Source organism: [Acidovorax] ebreus TPSY (assembly GCF_000022305.1).
GTDB classification, from domain to species: domain Bacteria; phylum Pseudomonadota; class Gammaproteobacteria; order Burkholderiales; family Burkholderiaceae_C; genus Diaphorobacter; species Diaphorobacter nitroreducens.
In genome coordinates this window covers 737,778-758,592 of record NC_011992.1, presented here as the reverse complement: position 1 = coordinate 758,592, position 20,815 = coordinate 737,778, and the positions used below count along the sequence as shown (strand labels likewise).

The window sequence follows — 20,815 nt, the reverse complement described above, 5'->3', positions numbered from 1 at the left end:
TCTAACGCTTTGTCATTCAGCGCTACGCGCTCTCATTTTTGAAAAGACAAAGCCACCTTGCAAGGTGGCTTGGTAGCGTACAGGCCGTCAGACCGGTCAGGACTTGAGCCGCATCTCCGCCGCCCGTGCATGCCCCTGCAGCCCCTCGCCATGCGCCAGCACGCTGGCGATGCGGCCCAGGCTCTGCGCGCCCTGCTCGCTCACCTCGATGATGCTGCTGCGCTTTTGAAAGTCGTACACGCCCAGCGGCGACGAAAAGCGTGCCGTGCCGCTGGTGGGCAGCACATGGTTGGGCCCAGCGCAATAGTCGCCCAGCGATTCGCTGGTGTAGGCGCCCAGGAAGATCGCGCCCGCGTGGCGCAGCAGCGGCTCCCAGCGGTGCGGCTCGCGGCTGCTCACCTCCAGGTGCTCGGGAGCGATACGGTTGCTGATCTCACACGCCTCTTCCATGCTGCGCGTGTGGATCAGCGCGCCGCGCCCGGTGAGGCTCTTGGCGATGATCTCGGCGCGCGGCATCTGGGGCAGCAGACGGTCGATGGCGGACTGGACCTGGTCAATGTAGGCCGCATCAGGGCACAGCAGGATGGACTGCGCCAGCTCGTCGTGCTCGGCCTGCGAGAAGAGATCCATCGCCACCCATTCCGCCGGCGTGCTGCCGTCGGCCAGCACCAAAATCTCGCTGGGGCCGGCAATCATGTCGATGCCCACGGTGCCGAACACATGCTTCTTGGCGCTGGCCACGTAGGCGTTGCCGGGGCCGGTGATCTTGTCCACCTTGGGAATGGTCTGCGTGCCATAGGCCAGCGCCGCCACGGCCTGCGCGCCGCCGATGGTGAAGGCGCGCGTGACGCCCGCCACATGCGCCGCGGCCAGCACCAGCGGGTTTTTGGTGCCCTGGGGCGTGGGCACGACCATGATGATGTCCTGCACGCCCGCCACGTGCGCCGGAATGGCGTTCATGAGCACGCTGCTCGGGTACGCGGCCTTGCCGCCCGGCACGTAGATGCCCACGCGGTCCAGCGGCGTGACTTTCTGGCCCAGCAGGGTGCCGTCGTCGTCGCGGTAGCTCCAGCTTTCGCCATTGGCCTTTTTCTGCGCCTCGTGGTAGCGGCGCACGCGGGCGGCGGCGGCCGTCAGCGCGTCGCGCTGCGCCGCGGGCAGGCCGTCGAAGGCGGCTTGCAGTTCGCTGGCCTTGAGCTCCAGCGACGGCAAGCCCTGCGCATGCAGGCCGTCGAAGCGCTGCGTGTACTCCAGCACTGCGGCGTCGCCGCGCTCGCGCACGTCGGCCAGGATGCCCGCCACGCGCTGCTCGATGGCCGCATCCGTGTCCGCCGACCAGTGCAGGCGTGCGGAAAACTCCACCTCGAAAGTGTCGTCAGCGGTGGACAGGCGGACGGGAGCAGCTACGAATTGCATAGTGGACCTACTCAGAATGTACGAAAGGAATCGGCGCGCCGTTGCGGTAGCCGAGGGGTGCCCGGCCACGATGTTCTCACCATAACTCGGGCCACGGCGCGCGGTTGCAATGCCGGGCGATGGACGCGGAACCAAAGCGGCGCAGACGCAGCCCTGCGCACCCCTCAGCCCTGCGGCACGGCGGAGGCGAATGCGTCGATGATGCGGCGCAGCGGCGCCTGCTTCAGCTTCAGCGCGGCCTGGTTCACCACCAGGTGCGAACTGATGTCCATGATCTGCTCGACCTCCACCAGGTTGTTGGCCTTGAGCGTGTTGCCAGTGGAGACCAAGTCCACGATGGCATCGGCCAGGCCGGTGAGCGGCGCCAGTTCCATGCTGCCGTAGAGCTTGATGAGGTCCACGTGCACGCCCTTGCTGGCGAAGAAATCGCGCGCGATGCTGGTGTATTTGGTGGCCACCTTCAGGCGTGAGCCCTGGGTGACGGCCTCGCGGTAGTCGAAATCGGCGCGCACGGCCACGCTCACGCGGCACTTGGCAATCTTCAGATCCAGCGGGCGGAACAGCCCTTGGCCGCCGTGCTCGATGAGCGAGTCCTTGCCGGCCACACCCAGATCGGCGCCGCCGTATTGCACGTAGGTCGGCACGTCGGTGGCACGCACCAGCACCACGCGCACCTCGGGGCGGCTGGTGGGCAGGATGAGCTTGCGCGACTTCTCCGGGTCTTCCAGCACCTCGATGCCGGCAGCGGCCAGCAGAGGCAGGGTTTCTTCGAAGATGCGGCCCTTGGACAGGGCGAGTGTGATCTGCTGCGTCATTGAATTCTCTCGATGTCGGCCCCCAGGCCGCGCAGTTTGGCTTCCATGCAGTCGTAGCCGCGGTCCAGATGGTAGATGCGGTCCACCAGCGTTTCCCCGTCGGCCACCAAGCCGGCGATCACCAGGCTGGCCGAGGCGCGCAGGTCGGTGGCCATGACGGTGGCGCCCGACAGCCGCGCCCCCGCAGGCGCCGCGCCGCCCAGCCCCTCGATCACCGCTACGCGGCCATCCGTGGTCTGGATTTTCGCGCCAAGGCGCAACAACTCGTTGACGTGCATGAAACGGTTCTCGAAGATCGTCTCGGCCACCGTGGCGGTGCCCTGGGCCACCACGTTCAGCGCCATGAACTGCGCCTGCATGTCGGTGGGAAAGCCCGGGTACTCAGTGGTGCGAAAGCCCTGCGCCTTGAGCTGCGCCGCGCCAGGGCTGCGCACGCGGATGCCACCCTCTTCCGGCGCCACCTGCACGCCCGCGTCGCGCAGTTTGTCGATCACGGCGTCCAGGTGGTCGGCACGCCCGTGGCGCAGCAGCGCGTCGCCGCCCGTGGCGGCCACGGCGCACAGGAAGGTGCCGGCCTCGATGCGGTCGGCCACGACGGCGTGCTCGCAGCCGTGCAGCCGCTCGACCCCCTGGATGCGGATGCGGCTGGTGCCATGGCCCTCGATACGCGCGCCCATCTTGATGAGCATCTCGGCCAGGTCCGCCACCTCGGGTTCCTGCGCGGCGTTCTCCAGCACGGTCTCCCCCTCAGCCAGCGTGGCGGCCATGAGCAGATTCTCGGTGCCGGTCACCGTGACCATGTCGGTGGTGATGCGCGCCCCCCTGAGTCGCGTGCACCCCTGCGGCAGCCTGGCGATCATGTAGCCGTGCTCGACCACGATCTGCGCGCCCATGGCCTGCAGCCCCTTGATGTGCTGATCCACCGGGCGCGATCCGATGGCGCAGCCGCCCGGCAGCGACACCGTGGCCTCGCCGAAACGCGCCAGCAGCGGCCCCAGCGCCAGTACCGAGGCGCGCATGGTCTTGACCAGATCGTAGGGCGCCTCAGGCGTGGACAGGGCGCCCGCGTCCAGGCGCACTATGCCGGCCGCATCGGCCACGGAGCAGTCGGGGTTAGCGATGCGGTCCACCTGCACGCCCATGTTCCGGATGAGCCGCAGCATGGTGGCTACGTCCTGCAGGCGCGGCACGTTGTGCAGGGTGACCGGGTCGGCCGTGAGCAGCGCGGCGCACAGCTCGGGCAGCGCGGCGTTCTTGGCGCCGGAAATCGGCACCTCGCCCACCAGGGGGCGGCCACCGCGAATCAGGAGTTTGTCCATGGGTTTGCCGGTTGCTGCATTCAGTGCCAAAAATGGCTCTAGCGCTTATCTATCAAGCGGTAGCAGCTATTAAAATAATAGTGCGCGAATTCTTTGGGGGAACGCCGCGCGACGGTGTATGCGCCCATCCACCGGCGAGGACCGGGGCATGACGCCCGTGCCGCCCCCGCGCCGGGGCACGGTCCCGGCCGCACGGCCATCTTGCGAAGGACGGGGCCGTATCAGTCGCCCGCCTGGGCCTGCGCCCACTCGGCGGGGGTAAAGGTCTTCATGGACAACGCATGCACCTCGTCCGACTGCATGCGTGCGCCCAGTGTGGCGTAGACACGCTGGTGGCGCTGGATGGAGCGCTTGCCCTCGAACTCGGACGACACGATGGTGGCGTACCAGTGGCGGCCGTCGCCCTCCAGCGTGATGTGGTCGCAGGCCATGCCCGCGCTGATGATGTCCTTGAGTTGGTCTGCAGTCATGTCAGTTCCTGATTTTGTAGCCCGTGCGCAGCAGGTGCAGCGCCAGCAGGCTGACCAGCGCCCATGCCAGGCCGACGACGCCCAGGCTGAGCCAGGGGGAGACGTCGCTCACGCCGAAGAAGCCGTAGCGGAAGCCGTCGATCATGTAGAAGAACGGGTTCAGGTGGCTTGCGCCCTGCCAGAACGGCGGCAGCGATTGCACCGAATAGAACACGCCCGACAGGAAGGTCATGGGCACGATGATGAAGTTCTGGAATGCCGCCATCTGGTCGAACTTGTCGGCCCACAGTCCCGCGATGACCCCGAGCGTGGCCAGCAGCGCCGCGCCCAGCAGCGCGAACGCAAGAATCCACAGCGGCGCGGCGAACTGCGGCGTGGCGAACGCCAGCGTGACGATGAACACACCCAGGCCCACCACCAGGCCGCGCACCATGGACGAGCCCACGTAGGCCGCGAACCAGGCACGGTGCGACAGCGGCGTGAGCAGCACGAACACCAGACTGCCCATGATCTTGCTCTGGATCAGGCTGGACGAGCTGTTGGCAAAGGCGTTCTGCAGCACGCTCATCATCACCAGGCCGGGCACCAGGAAGGCGGTGTAGCTCAGCCGGTCATAGACCTTGACATGGTCTTCGAGCACATGGCCGAAGATCAGCAGGTACAGCACCGCCGTGAGCACCGGCGCCGCCACGGTCTGGAAGCCCACCTTCCAAAAGCGCAGCACTTCCTTGTAGAACAGGGTCTGCCAGCCGATCATGCGTGCTCCTCCTGCTCGGCCGCCATGACGTTGAGGAACACATCCTCCAGGTCGGCCTTGCGGATCTCCACATCCTCCACGCGCACGCCGGCGGCGCGCAGCCGGGCCAGCAACTGCTCGATCTCCTGCGCGTCCTGCGCGGGCAACTGGGCCACGCGGCCGGTCACGCGCGCCAGCGCTGCCAGGTCGGCCGGCAGCGTATCGTCGGTCTTGAACCGCAGGACGTTGGTGGAGGCCGCCTGCAGCAGCTCGGACGTGCGCGCCAAGGCCACGACGCGCCCGCGCTTGAGCATGGCCAGCCGCGTGCACAGCGCCTCGGCCTCTTCAAGGTAATGGGTGGTCAGCAGCACCGTGTGGCCCTGCTTGTTGAGGCGGGCCACAAACTGCCACAGCGTCTGGCGCAGTTCCACGTCCACACCGGCCGTAGGCTCGTCCAGCACGATGATGGGCGGTTTGTGCACCAGCGCCTGGGCCACGAGCACGCGGCGCTTCATGCCGCCCGAGAGCTGGCGCATGTTGGCCGTGGCCTTGTCGGCCAGCCCCAGGTTTTCCAGCAGCTCATCGATCCAGACGTCGTTGTTCTTCACGCCGAAGTAGCCGGACTGGATGCGCAGCGTCTCGCGCACGTTGAAGAACGGGTCGAACACCAGTTCCTGCGGCACCACGCCCAACAGCCTGCGCGCGGCGGCAAACTGGGTTTGCACGTCATGGCCCAGCACGCTGACGCGGCCGCTGGTGGCGCGCGCCAGCCCGGCGAGGATGCTGATCAGCGTGGTCTTGCCGGCGCCGTTGGGGCCCAGCAGGCCGAAGAACTCGCCCTCCTCGATGTCCAGACTGACATCCTGCAGCGCCTGGAAAGGCCCCCGGGGAGTGGAAAAGCTCTTGGAAATGGATTGGAAGGAGACGGCGGGCATGGAAGAGCGGCATTCTAAAGGGGGGCTCTTCCGCGCGTGTCCGCAGGGGTTTGGCCGGCAGGCAACCCGTAGGTGTGGTCAGCCCCGCAGGCCGCCGCTACAGGGCGGGCAGCAGTTCCTGCACCCCGTACAGCCCCGCCAGGCTGGACAGCGCCGGCGGCAGGGCCTTGACCACGAAGCCCCGATTCTCGAACACCGCCGCGCGGCGGCACTCCAACAGCACCGCGAGTGCGGAAGAGTCGAAGGCCGTCAGCGCACCGGCATCCACCACCACCAGCGATTCGTCCTGGGCCTTGAGCCCTTGCAGCAGCATGCGCAGGGTGGCGCCAGCGTGGCGGTGGGTGAGTTCAGCGGGCAGCACCAGCATGCACAGGCCTTTCGCTTCTTTCTGTTGCTGTTCTGGTTACTTGGCGCTGGAGGCGGCGTTGGCCTTGTTGCGCGCCACCAGCGCCTCGATCAGGCCATCCACGCCCTTGGCGTTGATCTCCTGCGCGAACTGGCTGCGGTAGGTTTCCACCAGCCACACCCCCAGAACGTTGAGGTTGTAGATTTTCCAGCCCGCACCCTCGCCCGGCGTCTTCTCCAGACGGTAGTCCAGTTGTATCGGGTCGCCCCGGCCGCGGATTTCGGTGCGCACGAGCACGTCCTTGTCTTCGGCGGCTGCGCGCAGCGGCTTCACAACGATGCTCTGGTCCGTGACCTGGCTGAGCGCGCCCGCGTAAGTGCGCACCAGCAGTGTCTTGAACTCGTCCTGCAGGCGCGCCTGCTGCTCCGGCGTAGCCTTGCGCCAGCCCGGCCCGACGGACGCTGCCGTCATGCGGCGGAAGTTCACGTGGGGCAGGATGGTCTTGTCCACCAGCGCCATGATGCGGTCCACGTCGCCGGCCTTGATGGATTTGTCTTTGCGCAGCGTCTCCAGCACATCGACCGAGAGGCGCTTGACGAGGGCATCCGGTGCCTCGTCGGCCGCCAGCGCGGCCTGGGGCACGGCCACCCACGTGGCCACCGCCATCGCGGCGGCGGCATGGATCAGGGTACGGCGGTTCATCATGGTGAGGCTCCTTGCGTGCAGCGCCACGCCGTGCGCTGCCATATCTGGTTTCGTTGGGTAGATTGTGGAGGGCGCCCCGCGCTGCACATGCGTCGCCGCCGTGCAGGGATGCAAGCAACTGCAACCGCGCCTGTCAGCCAGGGGCCCGAGTGCTTGTCAGGCCGGCCTTTGCGGGTTTTCAGTACGCGTCGTCGGGCAGCTTGCCCCCGTTTTCCTCATAGGCGTCCTCGTCGCGTGCGCCTGACACGCCACTACGCACCTTGAGGTACACGTCGCGCGTGAAGCTGTAGGGGTCCAGGGCCGCCGTATCCAGCACCGAGCCCGCGCGCAGCAAGCTAGCGCGCTGATCGACAAGGCGCAGGCCGTACAGGGAATTGCGGACCTCCACCGGGTCGAGCTGGCCCAGCGGGTTGCCCCAACTGTCTACCGGCAAAGCGGCCGTGTCGCGCACGGTGGACGGCCCCAGCAGCGGCAGCACGAGATACGGCCCCGTGGGCACGCCCCAGCGGCCCAGCGTCAGGCCAAAGTCCTGCTTGTGCCGCTCGATGCCTGCCTCGCTGGCAATGTCCAGTACGCCGCCCAGCCCGAAGAAGGTGTTGGTGGTGAAGCGCACGAGGCTCTCGTAAGCCTCCAGCCCGCGGAACTGCAGCAGGTTGTTGACGAACGACCAGGCATCGCCCAGGTTGCCAAAGAAGTTGCTCACGCCCGTACGCACCGGCTGCGGCGTCACGTCGCGGTAAACGGTGGCGACGGGTTTGAGCACCGCCTTGTCCACACTGTCGTTGAACGAATGCACGCCGCGGTTGAAGGGTTCGAACGGATCTGCGGGGTTGGCGTTGGGGCCCGTGGCGCAGCCGCTCATGAGGGCCGCGCCGAGCAACAGCGCCGCCCAGCGGGCAGTCCAGCCCGTGAAGCGAGGTTGATTTGTCATTTCTTGGTACCTCCATTGGACGAAGCACCTTCTTCGGCCTTGCCATACAGGAATTGGCCGATCAGGTTTTCCAGCACTACCGCGGATTGGGTGGCGGTCACCATGTCGCCCTCGGCCAGGTTGTTCTCGTCGGCTCCCGGCTCGATGCCAATGTACTGGTCGCCCAACAGGCCGCTGGTCAGGATCTTGAGCGAACTGTCCTTGGGGAACACATAGCGCTTTTCCAGCTCCAGTGTCACGCGCGCCTGGTAGGTCGTGTCGTCGAAGCCGATGGACTGCACGCGCCCCACCACCACGCCGGCGCTGCGCACCGCGGCCTTGGGCTTGAGCCCGCCGATGTTGTCGAAACGCGCCGTCACGGTATAGCCCGAGCGGAAGTTCAGGTTCAATAGGTTGGCCGACTGCAGGGCCAGGAAGACCAGCGCCGCTCCGCCCAGCAGGACGAACAGCCCCACCCAGAAATCGTTTTTGGAATGCTGCATGGTGAATTTCCTCAAGACAGACGCATGGTCGCCGTCAGATACTGAACATCAAGGCGGTGAGGACGAAGTCCAGCCCCAGCACGGACAGCGACGCCATCACCACCGTGCGCGTGGTGGCGCGCGAGACGCCTTCCGGGGTCGGCTTGGCCACGAAGCCCTGCAGCACCGCGATGAAGGTGACGGCCACGCCGAACGCGAGGCTCTTGACGATGCCGTTGCCCACGTCCTTCCAGACGTCGACACCGCTTTGCATCTGGCCCCAGAACGCCCCGCCGTCCACGCCGATGAGCACCACGCCGACCAGCCAGCCACCGATCACACCCACCGCGTTGAACACCAGTGCCAGCAGCGGCATGGCGATCACGCCCCCCCAAAAGCGCGGCGCCAGGATGCGGCGCACCGGGTCCACGGCCATCATCTCCATGGCCGACAGCTGTTCGCCGGCGCGCATCAAACCGATCTCGGCCGTGAGCGACGTGCCCGCGCGTCCGGCAAACAGCAGCGCCGTGACCACCGGCCCCAGCTCGCGCACCAGGCCCAACGTGACCACCAGGCCCAGTGAGTTGGCCGAGCCATAGAGCTGCAGCACGTTGTAGCCCTGCAGCGCAAGCACGAAGCCCACAAACAGGCCCGACATGGCGATGATGGACAGCGAATAGTTGCCCAGGAAGTGCACCTGGTCACGCACCAGGCCAGGGCGGCGCATCACGTCGCCGAACAGCCCCAGCAGCCGCGCGAACAGGCGCGCGCCCATGCCCACATCGGCCAGCTTCGTGCGCACGGCGTAGCCTACGTGCGTGGGACGCCACCAGCTCATGGGGTACCTCCGCTGGCGTGGGCGTCCACGCTGGGCGAGCGCAAGGGGCCGAAATCGTCGGCCACGCTGGGGCCGGGGTAATGGAACGGCACCGGCCCGGTAGGCAGCGCGTGCACGAACTGGTGCACCAGCGGATCCGTGCTGGCGCGCACCTCTTCGGGCGTGCCCTGGGCGGCCACCGTGCCGGGCCCCAGGATGATGACGTGGTCCGCCAGGCGGAAGGTCTCTTCCAGATCGTGCGAGACGACGATGGTGGTCAGCCCCATGGCATCGTTGAGTTGGCGGATGAGTTGCGCCGCAGTACCCAGCGAGATCGGGTCAAGCCCGGCAAACGGCTCGTCGTACATGATGAGCTCGGGGTCCAGGGCAATGGCCCGTGCCAGGGCAACCCGCCGCGCCATGCCGCCGGAGATCTGGCTGGGCATCAAGTCCCGCGCTCCCCGCAAGCCCACGGCATGCAGCTTCATGAGCACGATGTCGCGGATTAGGTCCTCGGGCAGATCGGTGTGCTCGCGCAGCGGAAAGGCCACGTTCTCGTACACGCTCATGTCGGTGAACAATGCGCCGAACTGGAACAGCATGCCCATGCGTCGGCGCGCGGCATACAACTGTGCGGTATCCATGCGCCCTACGTCCTGGCCGCCCACCAGCACCTCACCCTGCTGGGCGCGCTGCTGGCCGCCAATGAGGCGCAGCACCGTCGTCTTGCCCCCGCCCGAAGCACCCATCAGCGCCGTGACCTTGCCACGCGGCACGGCCAGCGACAGGTCGCGCAGTATCACCCGCTCGCCGTACCCGAAGGTGACGTTGCGCAGTTCCACGAGGGCGTCGCCCGGCGATGAAAGTGGGGAGGACATGGTGTATGCAGATACGCCCAGCTCTACGACAGAGCGCGAGGCGAACCCGGCATCATAGGGGAAACCCCTCTGCTCGGCTGCGCCTCTCATTAAAACCTGTGGTTTGCATATGACGTTTGGCTATACTTGCGGGTTCTTAAGAAATGTCCCGCCCGACCCTCCGGGCGGATTGCTTGTCAGCGTTGCTGCATGGGCGTCACCGACGCACAACGGAACGAAGGCGCGGCAATGTGCCTGCGACATTCCCTTTTCTTCCGTTGCGCGTCTGCCTCCCGGCAGCGTGCTGGTCGGTACCCGGCGGACGGCTTCCGACCGCGGCGCCGTTTCCTGCCACCCCCGCAGAAAGAGAAAAGGCTCCAGATAATGAAGAATCTCCAGTCCGTCGTCCCCATCCCGGCTCCCGTCCCCCAGCGCCAGGCCACGGGCCTGCACCTGATCGGCGACCTGTATGGCTGTCTCTGCGACAGCCGCCTGATGTTGGACGCCGCGCACCTGGAATCGTTCTGCAAGGAGCGCGTGGCCGCCGCCGGGCTGACCACCGTGGGCAGCCTGTTCCACAGCTTTGGCGAAGGCGGCGGCGTCACCGGCGTGGTGGTGTTGGCCGAGTCGCACCTGTCCATCCACACCTGGCCCGAGGCGGGCTACGTCACGCTGGACGTGTACGTGTGCAACTACACCGAAAACAACCGCCCCAAGGCGCAGAAGCTCTTCGACGACCTGCAGGCCGCCTTCAACCCGGCCGATCCGCACCTGCACCGCGTCGACCGCGCCTGATGAGCGGCGCCCTCACCGCGCAGGCCACGCGCTACGTGGCCGAGCGCCTGAACGCCGACTTCGGCTTTTACCTCAGCGACCGCCGCCTGCTGGCCGAACGCCAGTCGGCCTGGCAGCACATCGAGGTCTTCGACAACCCGCAGTTCGGCCGCGTGATGCGCATCGACGGCTGCTTCATGACCAGCGAGCGCGACGAATTCTTCTACCACGAGCCGATGGTGCACCTGCCGGCCATCGCCCACCCCGGCGTGCGCCGTGCGCTGGTCGTGGGCGGGGGAGACGGCGGCGCCGCCAAGGAGTTGCTGAAGCTGCCCGGCGTTGAGCAGGTGGTGCTGGCCGAGCTGGATGGCGAGGTGATTGCCATGGCCCGCGATTGGCTGGGCCAGATCCACCGTGGCGCCTTTGACGACCCGCGCCTGGAGGTGCGCCTGGGCGACGCGCGCGCCTTCATCGGCCAGACCGAGGAGCGCTTCGACCAGATCGTCCTGGACCTGACCGACCCCTTCGGCCCTGCCGTGGAGCTGTACACCGTGGAGTTCTACGCCGCCTGCCGCCGCGCGCTCAACCCCGGCGGCGTGCTGTCGCTGCACCTGGGCTCGCCCGTGCACTTGCCCGAGAGCCTGGGGCGCATCGCCGCCTCGGTGCGCGCGGTGTTCCCCATCTTCCGGCCCTACCTGCAGTACGTGCCGCTGTACGGCACGCTGTGGTGCATGGGCATGGCATCGGACAGCACGGACCCCGCCCGGCTCAGCGCCGACGAGGTGGACGCACGCATCGCCGCGCGCGGCCTGGGCGATCTGCAGCTGTACAACGGGGCCGTGCACCACGCGCTGCTGGCACAGCCGAACTTCGTGCGTGCGCTGCTGGATCGGCCTGCGCTGCCGCTGCACAGCGGGGATGTGCTGGAAGAGGTGCGGGACCCGGCGGAGTTGCCGCAGGTGGTGGTGTCCGCTGCCGCGTAATGTCTAGCCCAATCGCCGCCCAGCGCTTGCTGGGCGAGCGCTGGCAGCTATCTTTTTTTAAGCCCCTGCGCAGGGTTGGATGTCGCTGGCCGAGGCCGTCCCCGCCAGCGACACAGAATCCCATTAGCTACCAAAAACATAGCTCCCAGCGCCTATCCCATAACCGCTAGAGCCCAATTCGGCGCTAGACCTTCAAAGCATGTGCTGCAAGAACGCCCGCGCTCGCTCATGCCCGGGATCGGCAAAGAACTCCCCGGCCGGACGCGCCGCGATGAGTTCACCCTGGTCCATGAAGGCCACGGTATTCGCCACCTCGCGCGCAAAACCCATCTCGTGCGTGACGACCAGCATGGTCATGCGCTCCTCGGCCAGCTCGCGCATGGTGCGCAGCACCTCGCCCGTGAGTTCGGGGTCCAGCGCCGAGGTGGGCTCATCGAACAGCATGATGTCGGGCTCCATGCACAGCGCACGCGCGATCGCCACGCGTTGCTTCTGGCCGCCCGACAGGCGCGAGGGATAGTTGTCCCGCTTCTGCGCCAGGCCCACCTTGTCCAGCAGGGCCTCGGCGCGGGCGATGGCCGCATCGCGCGCCAGGCCCTGCACCACCATGGGCGCCTCGATGAGGTTCTCCAGCACCGTGAGGTGCGGGAACAGGTTGAAATGCTGGAACACCATGCCGGTCTTGGCGCCAATGCGGCGCACTTCGGCGTCGGACACGTAGGCGCAGCGCCCCTGCGCGTCGGTCGTGGCCAGGGTTTCGCCTTCGATGGCGATGTGGCCGCTGTCGATGGTTTCCAGGTGGTTCAGGCAGCGCAGAAAGGTGCTCTTGCCGGAGCCCGAGGGACCGATCACCGCCACCACCTCGCCACGGTGCACCGACAGCGACACGCCGCGCAACACCTGCACATGGCCGAAGGCCTTGCGCACGTCGCGCGCCTCGATCATCTGCGTGGCGTCACTGGTCAAACTTGGCATAGCGTTTCTCCAGGCGCTGGAAGCCCCAGGTGAGCACCAGGGTCATGACGAGATAGAAGGCGGCGGCGACGATGAAGGGCGTGGTCGTGAAGTCGCGCTGCACGATGCCGCGCGCGGCGCGCAGCAGATCGTTCAGGGCCAGCACGTAGATGAGGGACGTGTCCTTGACCAGGGTGATGGTCTCATTGCTCATAGGCGGCAGGATGCTGCGCACCATCTGCGGCAGCACGATGCGGCGCATGGTCTGGCCGTAGCTCATGCCCAGCACCTTGGCGGCCTCGTACTGGCCACGGTCCACCGACTGGATGCCGGCGCGGAAGATTTCGGCGAAATAGGCCGCGTAGTTCAGCGCGAAGGCTGCCACGGCGGCGGGGAAGTCCGGCAGGCGCACGCCGATCACCGGCACGAAGGGCAGCGCGAAGTAGATGAACAGCATCTGCAGCATGAGCGGCGTGCCGCGCATGAGCCAGATGTAGCCATTGACCGCCGCCGACAGGGGCGCAAAGCGCGACACGCGCGCCAGGGCCAGCACCAGCCCCAGGGGCACGGCCAGTACCAGCGTGATCGCAAACAGCTTCAGGGTGACCGCAGCGCCTTGCGCCAGCGGCCCCAGAAGGGAAAGAACGTAGTCCATACGGATGCCTCAGCGTGCGGCGCCCGCACAGCTGCGGCGCCGCGTTCCCGGCATTGTCGCGGCTTGGGGCCTCGACGAAACAACACCGGCCGCCCTGTTCCAAGGCGGCCGGTGCCGGGGTCGCGCCCCTTGCGGGAGAAGAAGCGCGAAGGGTCTTGCTTACTTGATGATGTTCTTGCCGAACCACTGCTCGGCAATCTTGGCGGCGCTGCCGTCCTGCTTCATGTCGGCCAGCGCCTTGTCCAGCTTACCGTGCAGTTCGGTGTCGTCCTTGCGCACGCCCACGCCGTACTCTTCGGTGCCAAAGTTATCGTCCAGCACGGCGTACTGGTCAGGCTTCTTGGCCACGTAGTAGCGGCCCACCACCTCGTCCACCACCACGGCTTCCAGGCGGCCGGTGGTCAGATCCATCAGGGCGGTCACGTTGTCGCCGAAGGTCTTGAGTTCCTTGAACGACTTGAAGACAGCCTCTTCCTTCTTGATGGCGTCCACGGCGCTGGAGCCTTCCTGCGCACCAACGACCTTGCCGGCCAGATCGGCCTTGGCCTTGATGACGGAGCCTGCGGGCACCACGATGATCTGGTGGTTCTCCATGTAGGGCGCGGTGAACAGGATGTTCTGCTTGCGCTCCTCGGTGATGGTCAGGCCGTTCCACAGCGCATCCACGCGCTTGCCGGACAGCTCGGCTTCCTTGGCGCTCCAATCGATGGGCTTGAACTCCACCTCCACGCCCAGGCGCTTGGCGGCTTCCTTGGCCATGTCGATGTCAAAGCCCACCAGCTCGTTCTTCTCGTCGCGGAAGCCCATGGGCGGGAAGTTGTCGTCCAGGCCCACGACGATCTTCGTGACGGCGGCCGGGGCGGGTGCAGGCGCGGCTGCGGGGGCGGCGGGTTCCTGCTTGGAGCAACCCACCAGCACGGCGCCCAGGGTCAGCAGGGCAACGGCGGCAAACTTCTTCATGGTGTAGCGATTCTTGAAAAGAACAGTCGGAACGAACAAACGGCCCGGGCACGCCGCTCGACCAGGAAGGTCGCGCAGCAAGCCCATGACCGGGCAAACCCTGAATTGTCCCACCGATGCGGAGACTGCGCCCACTCGCAGCGCTGGAACGGGGGATTTGATGCCAATAACTGCCGCAGCGCACGTCCAGCAAGCGCGAGCAGCTATCAAAAAATAAGCACAACGGCGCCCTGGGGCGCCGTTGTGCGGGTAGACGGGTAAGTAGACTGCGGCTGCGACCGCCTTCTGTAATTGCCCAATGGCGAGGGATTCCCGCCTCAGCGCGGCAGACTGCTTTCCCCCATCAGGAACTCATCCACCGCACGCGCGGCCTGGCGGCCTTCGCGGATGGCCCAGACCACCAGCGACTGGCCGCGGCGCATGTCGCCGGCGGCGAACACCTTGGGCGCGCTGGTCGCATAGCCGCCGGTGAAGTCCGTCGTGGCCTGGGCATTGCCCCGCGCATCCTTGTCCACTCCGAAGGCGTCCAGCACGGCAGCCACCGGGCTTACGAAACCCATGGCCAGCAGCACCAGGTCGGCCTGGTATTCCTTCTCGGTGCCGGGGACCTCGATGAACTTGCCATCCTTGAACTCCACCTGCACGGTCTTGAGGCCCGTGACCTTCTTGCCGTCGCCGATGAACTCCTTGGTGGCGATGGCGAACGCGCGCTCGCAGCCCTCCTCGTGGCTGGAGCTGGTGCGCAGCTTGTACGGCCAGTAGGGCCACACCAGGGGCTTGTTCTCTTGGCTTGGCGGCATGGGCATCAGCTCGAACTGTGTGACGCTGGCCGCGCCATGGCGATTGCTGGTGCCCACACAGTCGCTGCCCGTGTCGCCGCCGCCGATGACGATGACGTGCTTGCCGTCCGCGCGGATCTGGCCCTTGAGCTTGTCGCCCGCGTTGACCTTGTTCTGCTGCGGCAGGAACTCCATCGCGAAGTGAATGCCGTCCAGTTCGCGCCCCGGCACGGGCAGGTCGCGCGACTGCTCGGCGCCACCCGTCAGCAGCACTGCGTCGAAGTCCTTGCGCAGCTGCTCGGGCGTGATGGTTTCCTTGGACCAGTTGGTGACCTTGCTGCCTTTGCCCAACCCGTCCTTGGCCGCGCCGATGAAGACGCCGGTACGGATCGTCACGCCCTCGGCCACCAGTTGCTCCACGCGGCGGTCGATGTGCGCCTTGTCCAGCTTGAAGTCGGGGATGCCGTAGCGCAGCAGGCCGCCCACGCGGTCGTTCTTCTCGAACAGCGTGACGTCATGCCCGGCGCGCGCCAGTTGCTGCGCGGCCGCCAGGCCCGCCGGGCCGGCGCCCACCACGGCCACTTTCTTGCCCGTCTTGCGGGCAGCCGGCTGCGGCTGCACCCAGCCGTGCTCCCAGGCGCGGTCGATGATGGCGTGCTCGATGCTCTTGATGCCCACCGCGTCGTCGTTGATGTTCAGCGTGCAGGCGGCCTCGCAGGGTGCGGGGCAGATGCGGCCGGTGAACTCGGGGAAGTTGTTGGTGCTGTGCAGCACCGCGATCGCGCTCTTCCAGTCCTGGTGGTAAACGAGGTCGTTGAAGTCCGGGATGATGTTGTTCACCGGGCAGCCGTTGTTGCAGAACGGCGTGCCGCAATCCATGCAGCGGGCGCCCTGTAGCTTGGCCTGGGCGTCATCAAGGCCGATGACGAATTCCTTGTAGTGTTTGAGGCGCTCGCCAACGGGCTTGTAGCCCTCCTCGATGCGCTCGTATTCCATGAAACCTGTGGTCTTGCCCATGATCGTGGTGTCCTGTCTTTGTGCATGCTGCCGCAGCGGGGCCCCAGGCCCCGCCCGCGCGGGTTACTTGGCGGCTACCGCTTCTGTTTTAGGAGCTGCTACCGCAGGTGTAGCCTGCTCTTCCAGCACTTTTCTTTCATAGATTTCCGACAGGGCACGCTTGTACTCGGTCGGGAAGACCTTGACGAATTTGCTGCGCGACGCGGCCCAGTTGTCCAGGATCTCGCGGGCGCGCTTGCTACCCGTCCAGCGGCTGTGGTCCTCCAGCAGCTTCTTGAGCAGGGCTTCGTCCGTCTGGTCGCGGTGCCAGATGCCGCGGCCCATGTGGACCGCCTGCTCCTCGCCCGGCAGGATGCGCTCCAGCGTCACCATGGAGAGGTTGCAACGCGAGTCGAACTTGCCGTCCTCGTCGTAGACGTAGGCAATGCCGCCGCTCATGCCCGCCGCGAAGTTGCGGCCCGTCTTGCCCAGCACCACCACGGTGCCGCCGGTCATGTACTCGCAGCCGTGGTCGCCCACGCCCTCGACTACCGCCGTGGCGCCCGACAGGCGCACCGCGAAGCGCTCGCCCGCCACGCCGGCGAAGAACGCCTCGCCGCTGGTGGCGCCGAACATCACGGTGTTGCCGACGATGGTGTTGCCCACGGCCTCGCCGCGGAACTCATGGCTGGGGCGCACGATCACGCGGCCGCCCGACAGGCCCTTGCCGGTGTAGTCGTTGGCCTCGCCCGTCAGGTTCAGCGTGACGCCCTTGCACAGGAACGCGCCGAAGGACTGGCCGCCCGTGCCCTCGAAGTGGATGCGCACGGTGTCGTCCGGCAGCCCTTCGGGATGCACCTTGGTCACCGCGCCCGACAGCATGGCGCCCACCGAGCGGTTGACGTTCTTGGCCACCTCCATGATGCGCACGCTCTCGCCGCGCTCGATGGCGGGCTTGCAGCGCTCGATGAGCTTCACGTCCAGCGACTTCTCCAGCGCATGGTCCTGCGACTCGACGTGGTAGCGCGCCACTTCCGGGCCGACGAGCGGCTGCGCGAACAGGCGCGAGAAATCCAGACCCTGGGCCTTCCAGTGTTCGATGCCCTTGCGGGTGTCCAGCAGGTCGGTGCGGCCGATCAGCTCGTTGAAGCTGCGCACACCCAGCTGGGCCATGATCTGGCGCACTTCTTCGGCGATGAAGAAGAAGTAGTTCACCACGTGCTCGGGCTTGCCCGAGAACTTGGCGCGCAGCAGCGGGTCCTGCGTGGCCACGCCCACCGGGCAGGTGTTCAGGTGGCACTTGCGCATCATGATGCAGCCCTCGACCACCAGCGGCGCGGTGGCGAAGCCGAACTCGTCGGCGCCCAGCAGCGCACCGATGACCACGTCGCGGCCGGTCTTCATCTGGCCGTCGGCCTGCACGCGGATGCGGCCGCGCAGGCGGTTGAGCACCAGGGTCTGCTGGGTTTCGGCCAGGCCGATCTCCCAGGGGCTGCCCGCGTGCTTGATGGACGACCAGGGCGATGCGCCCGTGCCGCCGTCGTGCCCGGCGATCACCACGTGGTCGCTCTTGCACTTGGCCACACCGGCCGCGATGGTGCCCACGCCGACTTCGGACACCAGCTTGACCGAGATGTCGGCATGCGGCGCCACGTTCTTCAGGTCGTGGATGAGCTGCGCCAGGTCTTCGATGGAGTAGATGTCGTGGTGCGGCGGCGGGCTGATGAGGCCCACGCCCGGCACGCTGTGACGCAACGCGCCGATGTAGTCGGACACCTTGCCGCCCGGCAGCTGGCCACCCTCGCCGGGCTTGGCGCCCTGGGCCATCTTGATCTGGATCTGGTCGGACGAGGCCAGGTACTCCGCCGTCACGCCGAAGCGGCCCGATGCCACCTGCTTGATCTTGGAGCGCAGCGAGTCGCCATTGAGCAGCGGGATGTCGGCCTGCACCTTGTCGCTGCCGATGATGGACGACAGCGTCTCGCCCTGCTGGATCGGAATGCCCTTGAGCTCGTTGCGGTAGCGCTTGGGGTCCTCGCCGCCCTCGCCAGTGTTGCTCTTGCCGCCAATGCGGTTCATGGCCACGGCCAGCGTGGCATGCGCCTCGGTGGAGATGGAGCCCAGCGACATGGCACCGGTGGCGAAGCGCTTGACGATGTCCTTGGCGGGTTCGACCTCTTCCACCGGGATCGCCTTGGCCGGATCGAATTTGAACTCGAACAGGCCGCGCAGCGTCATGTGGCGCTTGGCCTGGTCATTGATGATCTGCGCGTATTCCTTGTACGTGCTGAAGTTGTTCGCACGCGTGGAGTGCTGCAGCTTGGCGATGGCGTCGGGCGTCCACATGTGCTCCTCGCCGCGCGCACGCCAGGCATATTCGCCGCCGGCGTCCAGCATGGTCTCCAGCACCGGGTCGTCACTGAACGCGGCCAGGTGGGTGCGGATGGCTTCCTCGGCGATCTCGAACACGCCGATGCCTTCCACGCGGCTGGCCGTACCCGTGAAGTACTTCTGCACCGTGTCGCTGTTCAAGCCTACGGCTTCGAACAGCTGCGCGCCGCAGTAGCTCATGTAGGTGGACACGCCCATCTTGGACATGATCTTGGACAGACCTTTGCCCACCGCCTTGACGTAGTTGTAGATGGCCTTGTCGGCAGACAGATCGCCGCTGAGTTCCTGGTGCATGTCCACCAGCGTCTCCAGCGCCAGGTAGGGGTGCACCGCCTCGGCGCCGTAGCCGGCGAGCACCGCGAAGTGGTGCACTTCGCGCGCCGTGCCGGTCTCCACCACCAGGCCGGCCGTGGTGCGCAGGCCCTCGCGCACCAGGTGCTGGTGGATGGCCGACAGCGCCAGCAGCGCAGGGATCGCCACCTGCGTAGCGCTCAGGTTGCGGTCGCTGATGATGAGGATGTTGGCGCCGCCCTTGATCTCATCGACGGCCTGCGCGCACAGCGAGGCCAGCTTGGCCTCCACGCCCTGCTTGCCCCAGGCCAGCGGGTAGGTGATGTCGATGGTGGCGCTCTTGAACTTGCCGTGTGTGTGCTGCTCGATCTGGCGCAGCTTGGCCATGCCCTCGAAGTCGAGGATGGGCTGGTGCAGCTCCAGGCGCATCGGCGGGTTCACCTGGTTGATGTCCAGCAGGTTGGGCTTGGGGCCCACGAAGGACACCAGGCTCATCACGATGGCCTCGCGGATCGGATCGATCGGCGGGTTGGTCACCTGCGCGAACATCTGGCGGAAGTAGTTGTACAGCGGCTTGTTCTTGTCCGAGAGCACGGCCAGCGGGCTGTCGTTGCCCATGGAGCCCACGCCCTCCTCGCCGTTCTTGGCCATGGGCGCCAGCAGGAACTTGATGTCCTCCTGCGTGAAACCAAACGCCTGCTGGCGGTCCAGCAGCGGCAGCGCGGACGCGGCCGGCTGCACGGCCGATTCGCCCACCTTCACGTCATCGAGCTTGATGCGCAGGTTCTCGATCCACTGCTTGTAGGGCTTGGTGTTGACGATGTTGGCCTTGAGCTCGTCGTCTTCGATCAGGCGGCCCTGCTCCAGGTCGATCAGCAACATCTTGCCCGGCTGCAGGCGCCATTTGCGCACGATCTTGCCGTCCGGCACGGGCAGCACGCCGGCTTCGGAGGCCAGGATCACCAGATCGTCGTCGGTCACCACGTAACGCGAGGGGCGCAGGCCGTTGCGGTCCAGCGTGGCGCCGATCTGGCGGCCATCGGTGAACACGATGGAGGCCGGGCCGTCCCACGGCTCGATCATCGCGGCGTGGTACTCATAGAACGCGCGGCGGCGCTCGTCCATGGACTCGTGCTGCTCCCAGGGCTCGGGGATCATCATCATCACCGCCTGGCTGATGGGGTAGCCGGCCATGGTCAGCAGTTCCAGGCAGTTGTCGAAGGTGGCGGTGTCGGACTGGCCGGCAAAGCTGATGGGGTACAGCTTCTTCAGGTCTTCGCCCAGCACGGGCGAGGCCATCACGCCTTCGCGCGCCAGCATCCAGTTGTAGTTGCCGCGCACGGTGTTGATCTCGCCGTTGTGCGCCACATAGCGATAGGGGTGGGCCAGCGGCCACTCGGGGAAGGTGTTGGTGGAAAAGCGCTGGTGTACCAGGCCGATGGCCGAGACGCAGCGCTCGTCGGCCAGGTCCTTGTAGTACACGCCCACCTGATCGGCCAGCAGCAGGCCCTTGTAGACCACGGTGCGGCTGCTCATGCTAGGCACGTAATATTCTTTGCTGTGCTTGAGCTTCAGGCCCTGGATGGCGGCGCTGGCCGTCTTGCGGATCACGTAGAGCTTGCGCTCCAGCGCGTCCTGCACGATCACGTCGGAGCCGCGGCCGATGAACACCTGGCGCAGGATGGGCTCCTTCTCGCGCACGGTAGGCGACATCGGCATGTCCAGATTCACCGGCACGTCGCGCCAGCCCAGCAGCACCTGGCCCTCGGCCTTGATGGCGCGCTCCATCTCTTGCTCGCAGGCCAGGCGGCTGGCGTGCTCTTTGGGCAGGAAGATCATGCCCACGCCGTATTCACCGGCGGGGGGCAACTCCACGCCCTGACGCGCCATTTCCTCGCGGTAGAGCTGGTCGGGAATCTGGATCAGGATGCCCGCGCCGTCGCCCATGAGCTTGTCGGCCCCCACGGCGCCGCGGTGGTCCAGGTTCTCCAGAATTTTGAGCGCGCCGGTCACGATGTCGTGCCGCTTCACGCCCTTGATATGGGCCACGAAGCCCAGGCCACAGGCGTCGTGTTCATTGCTGGATGCATACAGGCCGTGCTGTTGCAGATGCTGGATTTCGGCAGCCTTGGTCATGGCGCGCTTCCTCAAAGATTCGCAGGGAACGCAAGCGTAGTGCAACGCAACATGGCGGCGCAAGCATTTTAATTGGGGTCAGATACCA

18 protein-coding genes and 1 pseudogene are annotated in these 20,815 nt (G+C 66.6%); 2 read left to right on the top strand and 17 right to left on the bottom strand.

All coding sequences use genetic code 11. From position 1 onward, the window contains the following. Positions 1-96: 96 nt before the first annotated feature. The 12 genes and pseudogenes from hisD to DTPSY_RS03535 all read right to left on the bottom strand — a co-directional run bounded on the left by hisD (position 97) and on the right by DTPSY_RS03535 (position 9,829). Positions 97-1,416 (bottom strand): histidinol dehydrogenase, encoded by a 1,320-nt coding sequence (gene hisD, locus DTPSY_RS03590; protein WP_012655717.1) that lies wholly within the window; start codon positions 1,414-1,416, stop codon positions 97-99. Between the two features lie 164 nt (positions 1,417-1,580). Continuing rightward, positions 1,581-2,231, bottom strand: a complete 651-nt coding sequence (gene hisG / locus DTPSY_RS03585; RefSeq protein WP_011804208.1) for an ATP phosphoribosyltransferase — start codon at positions 2,229-2,231, stop codon at positions 1,581-1,583. After that, complete coding sequence (gene murA, locus DTPSY_RS03580; RefSeq protein ID WP_012655716.1) at positions 2,228-3,550, bottom strand: UDP-N-acetylglucosamine 1-carboxyvinyltransferase; 1,323 nt, start codon at positions 3,548-3,550, stop codon at positions 2,228-2,230. Before murA ends, hisG begins: the two co-directional genes overlap by 4 nt. Before the next feature lie 221 nt (positions 3,551-3,771). Then, positions 3,772-4,020 (bottom strand): BolA family protein, encoded by a 249-nt coding sequence (locus DTPSY_RS03575; RefSeq protein ID WP_011804206.1) that lies wholly within the window; start codon positions 4,018-4,020, stop codon positions 3,772-3,774. Between the two features lies 1 nt (position 4,021). Continuing rightward, entirely contained in the window at positions 4,022-4,777 is a 756-nt protein-coding gene (locus DTPSY_RS03570) for an ABC transporter permease (RefSeq protein ID WP_012655715.1), read from the bottom strand. Further along, a complete protein-coding gene (locus tag DTPSY_RS03565; protein WP_012655714.1) occupies positions 4,774-5,691 on the bottom strand; it encodes an ABC transporter ATP-binding protein in 918 nt (305 codons plus the stop codon). Before DTPSY_RS03565 ends, DTPSY_RS03570 begins: the two co-directional genes overlap by 4 nt. A 97-nt stretch (positions 5,692-5,788) precedes the next feature. After that, positions 5,789-6,070, bottom strand: a pseudogene (locus tag DTPSY_RS03560) (STAS domain-containing protein); the annotation flags it as partial. 24 nt (positions 6,071-6,094) lie between these two features. After that, positions 6,095-6,742 (bottom strand): MlaC/ttg2D family ABC transporter substrate-binding protein, encoded by a 648-nt coding sequence (locus DTPSY_RS03555; protein WP_012655713.1) that lies wholly within the window; start codon positions 6,740-6,742, stop codon positions 6,095-6,097. A 178-nt stretch (positions 6,743-6,920) separates the two neighbouring features. Beyond that, positions 6,921-7,673, bottom strand: coding sequence for an MlaA family lipoprotein (locus DTPSY_RS03550; protein ID WP_012655712.1), 753 nt, complete (start codon positions 7,671-7,673; stop codon positions 6,921-6,923). After that, positions 7,670-8,155: an outer membrane lipid asymmetry maintenance protein MlaD gene (gene mlaD, locus DTPSY_RS03545; RefSeq protein ID WP_012655711.1), complete on the bottom strand. Its 486-nt coding sequence runs from the start codon at positions 8,153-8,155 to the stop codon at positions 7,670-7,672. Before mlaD ends, DTPSY_RS03550 begins: the two co-directional genes overlap by 4 nt. Positions 8,156-8,189: 34 nt before the next feature. Next, complete coding sequence (mlaE, locus tag DTPSY_RS03540; RefSeq protein WP_011804199.1) at positions 8,190-8,972, bottom strand: lipid asymmetry maintenance ABC transporter permease subunit MlaE; 783 nt, start codon at positions 8,970-8,972, stop codon at positions 8,190-8,192. Continuing rightward, positions 8,969-9,829 carry an ABC transporter ATP-binding protein gene (locus DTPSY_RS03535; protein WP_012655710.1) on the bottom strand — a complete coding sequence of 287 codons (861 nt, stop codon included), beginning with the start codon at positions 9,827-9,829 and terminating at the stop codon, positions 8,969-8,971. Before DTPSY_RS03535 ends, mlaE begins: the two co-directional genes overlap by 4 nt. Positions 9,830-10,192: 363 nt before the next feature. On the opposite strand from DTPSY_RS03535, the gene speD reads away from it, so the two are divergent. Continuing rightward, positions 10,193-10,603 carry an adenosylmethionine decarboxylase gene (speD, locus tag DTPSY_RS03530; protein ID WP_011804197.1) on the top strand — a complete coding sequence of 137 codons (411 nt, stop codon included), beginning with the start codon at positions 10,193-10,195 and terminating at the stop codon, positions 10,601-10,603. Continuing rightward, a complete protein-coding gene (gene speE / locus DTPSY_RS03525; protein ID WP_012655709.1) occupies positions 10,603-11,565 on the top strand; it encodes a polyamine aminopropyltransferase in 963 nt (320 codons plus the stop codon). Before speD ends, speE begins: the two co-directional genes overlap by 1 nt. Before the next feature lie 192 nt (positions 11,566-11,757). Here speE and DTPSY_RS03520 read toward each other — a convergent pair whose 3' ends face one another. From DTPSY_RS03520 to DTPSY_RS03500, 5 genes are all read right to left on the bottom strand, one after another. Then, entirely contained in the window at positions 11,758-12,540 is a 783-nt protein-coding gene (locus DTPSY_RS03520; RefSeq protein ID WP_011804195.1) for an amino acid ABC transporter ATP-binding protein, read from the bottom strand. Then, positions 12,521-13,174, bottom strand: coding sequence for an amino acid ABC transporter permease (locus tag DTPSY_RS03515; protein ID WP_012655708.1), 654 nt, complete (start codon positions 13,172-13,174; stop codon positions 12,521-12,523). Before DTPSY_RS03515 ends, DTPSY_RS03520 begins: the two co-directional genes overlap by 20 nt. A gap of 159 nt (positions 13,175-13,333) precedes the next feature. Further along, on the bottom strand, positions 13,334-14,134 hold the full coding sequence (locus DTPSY_RS03510) for an amino acid ABC transporter substrate-binding protein (protein ID WP_012655707.1): 801 nt from the start codon (positions 14,132-14,134) through the stop codon (positions 13,334-13,336). 317 nt (positions 14,135-14,451) lie between these two features. Beyond that, on the bottom strand, positions 14,452-15,930 hold the full coding sequence (locus tag DTPSY_RS03505; protein WP_012655706.1) for a glutamate synthase subunit beta: 1,479 nt from the start codon (positions 15,928-15,930) through the stop codon (positions 14,452-14,454). A gap of 63 nt (positions 15,931-15,993) precedes the next feature. Further along, the gene (locus DTPSY_RS03500; RefSeq protein WP_012655705.1) at positions 15,994-20,727 is read right to left on the bottom strand and encodes a glutamate synthase-related protein; all 4,734 of its coding nucleotides are present in this window, start codon (positions 20,725-20,727) and stop codon (positions 15,994-15,996) included. Between the last annotated feature and the right edge of the window lie 88 nt (positions 20,728-20,815).

What these genes read in the sequence shown, in the direction of transcription:
- DTPSY_RS03550 (WP_012655712.1), bottom strand. Translation starts at nt 7,673, where the DNA reads ATGACAAATCAACCTCGCTTCACGGGCTGGACTGCCCGCTGGGCGGCG.
- DTPSY_RS03555 (WP_012655713.1), bottom strand. Translation starts at nt 6,742, where the DNA reads ATGATGAACCGCCGTACCCTGATCCATGCCGCCGCCGCGATGGCGGTG.
- DTPSY_RS03535 (WP_012655710.1), bottom strand. Translation starts at nt 9,829, where the DNA reads ATGTCCTCCCCACTTTCATCGCCGGGCGACGCCCTCGTGGAACTGCGC.
- murA (WP_012655716.1), bottom strand. Translation starts at nt 3,550, where the DNA reads ATGGACAAACTCCTGATTCGCGGTGGCCGCCCCCTGGTGGGCGAGGTG.
- hisG (WP_011804208.1), bottom strand. Translation starts at nt 2,231, where the DNA reads ATGACGCAGCAGATCACACTCGCCCTGTCCAAGGGCCGCATCTTCGAA.
- speD (WP_011804197.1), top strand. Translation starts at nt 10,193, where the DNA reads ATGAAGAATCTCCAGTCCGTCGTCCCCATCCCGGCTCCCGTCCCCCAG.
- DTPSY_RS03565 (WP_012655714.1), bottom strand. Translation starts at nt 5,691, where the DNA reads ATGCCCGCCGTCTCCTTCCAATCCATTTCCAAGAGCTTTTCCACTCCC.
- DTPSY_RS03515 (WP_012655708.1), bottom strand. Translation starts at nt 13,174, where the DNA reads ATGGACTACGTTCTTTCCCTTCTGGGGCCGCTGGCGCAAGGCGCTGCG.
- DTPSY_RS03510 (WP_012655707.1), bottom strand. Translation starts at nt 14,134, where the DNA reads ATGAAGAAGTTTGCCGCCGTTGCCCTGCTGACCCTGGGCGCCGTGCTG.
- DTPSY_RS03575 (WP_011804206.1), bottom strand. Translation starts at nt 4,020, where the DNA reads ATGACTGCAGACCAACTCAAGGACATCATCAGCGCGGGCATGGCCTGC.
- DTPSY_RS03570 (WP_012655715.1), bottom strand. Translation starts at nt 4,777, where the DNA reads ATGATCGGCTGGCAGACCCTGTTCTACAAGGAAGTGCTGCGCTTTTGG.
- DTPSY_RS03505 (WP_012655706.1), bottom strand. Translation starts at nt 15,930, where the DNA reads ATGGGCAAGACCACAGGTTTCATGGAATACGAGCGCATCGAGGAGGGC.
- DTPSY_RS03500 (WP_012655705.1), bottom strand. Translation starts at nt 20,727, where the DNA reads ATGACCAAGGCTGCCGAAATCCAGCATCTGCAACAGCACGGCCTGTAT.
- DTPSY_RS03520 (WP_011804195.1), bottom strand. Translation starts at nt 12,540, where the DNA reads ATGCCAAGTTTGACCAGTGACGCCACGCAGATGATCGAGGCGCGCGAC.
- hisD (WP_012655717.1), bottom strand. Translation starts at nt 1,416, where the DNA reads ATGCAATTCGTAGCTGCTCCCGTCCGCCTGTCCACCGCTGACGACACT.
- speE (WP_012655709.1), top strand. Translation starts at nt 10,603, where the DNA reads ATGAGCGGCGCCCTCACCGCGCAGGCCACGCGCTACGTGGCCGAGCGC.
- mlaD (WP_012655711.1), bottom strand. Translation starts at nt 8,155, where the DNA reads ATGCAGCATTCCAAAAACGATTTCTGGGTGGGGCTGTTCGTCCTGCTG.
- mlaE (WP_011804199.1), bottom strand. Translation starts at nt 8,972, where the DNA reads ATGAGCTGGTGGCGTCCCACGCACGTAGGCTACGCCGTGCGCACGAAG.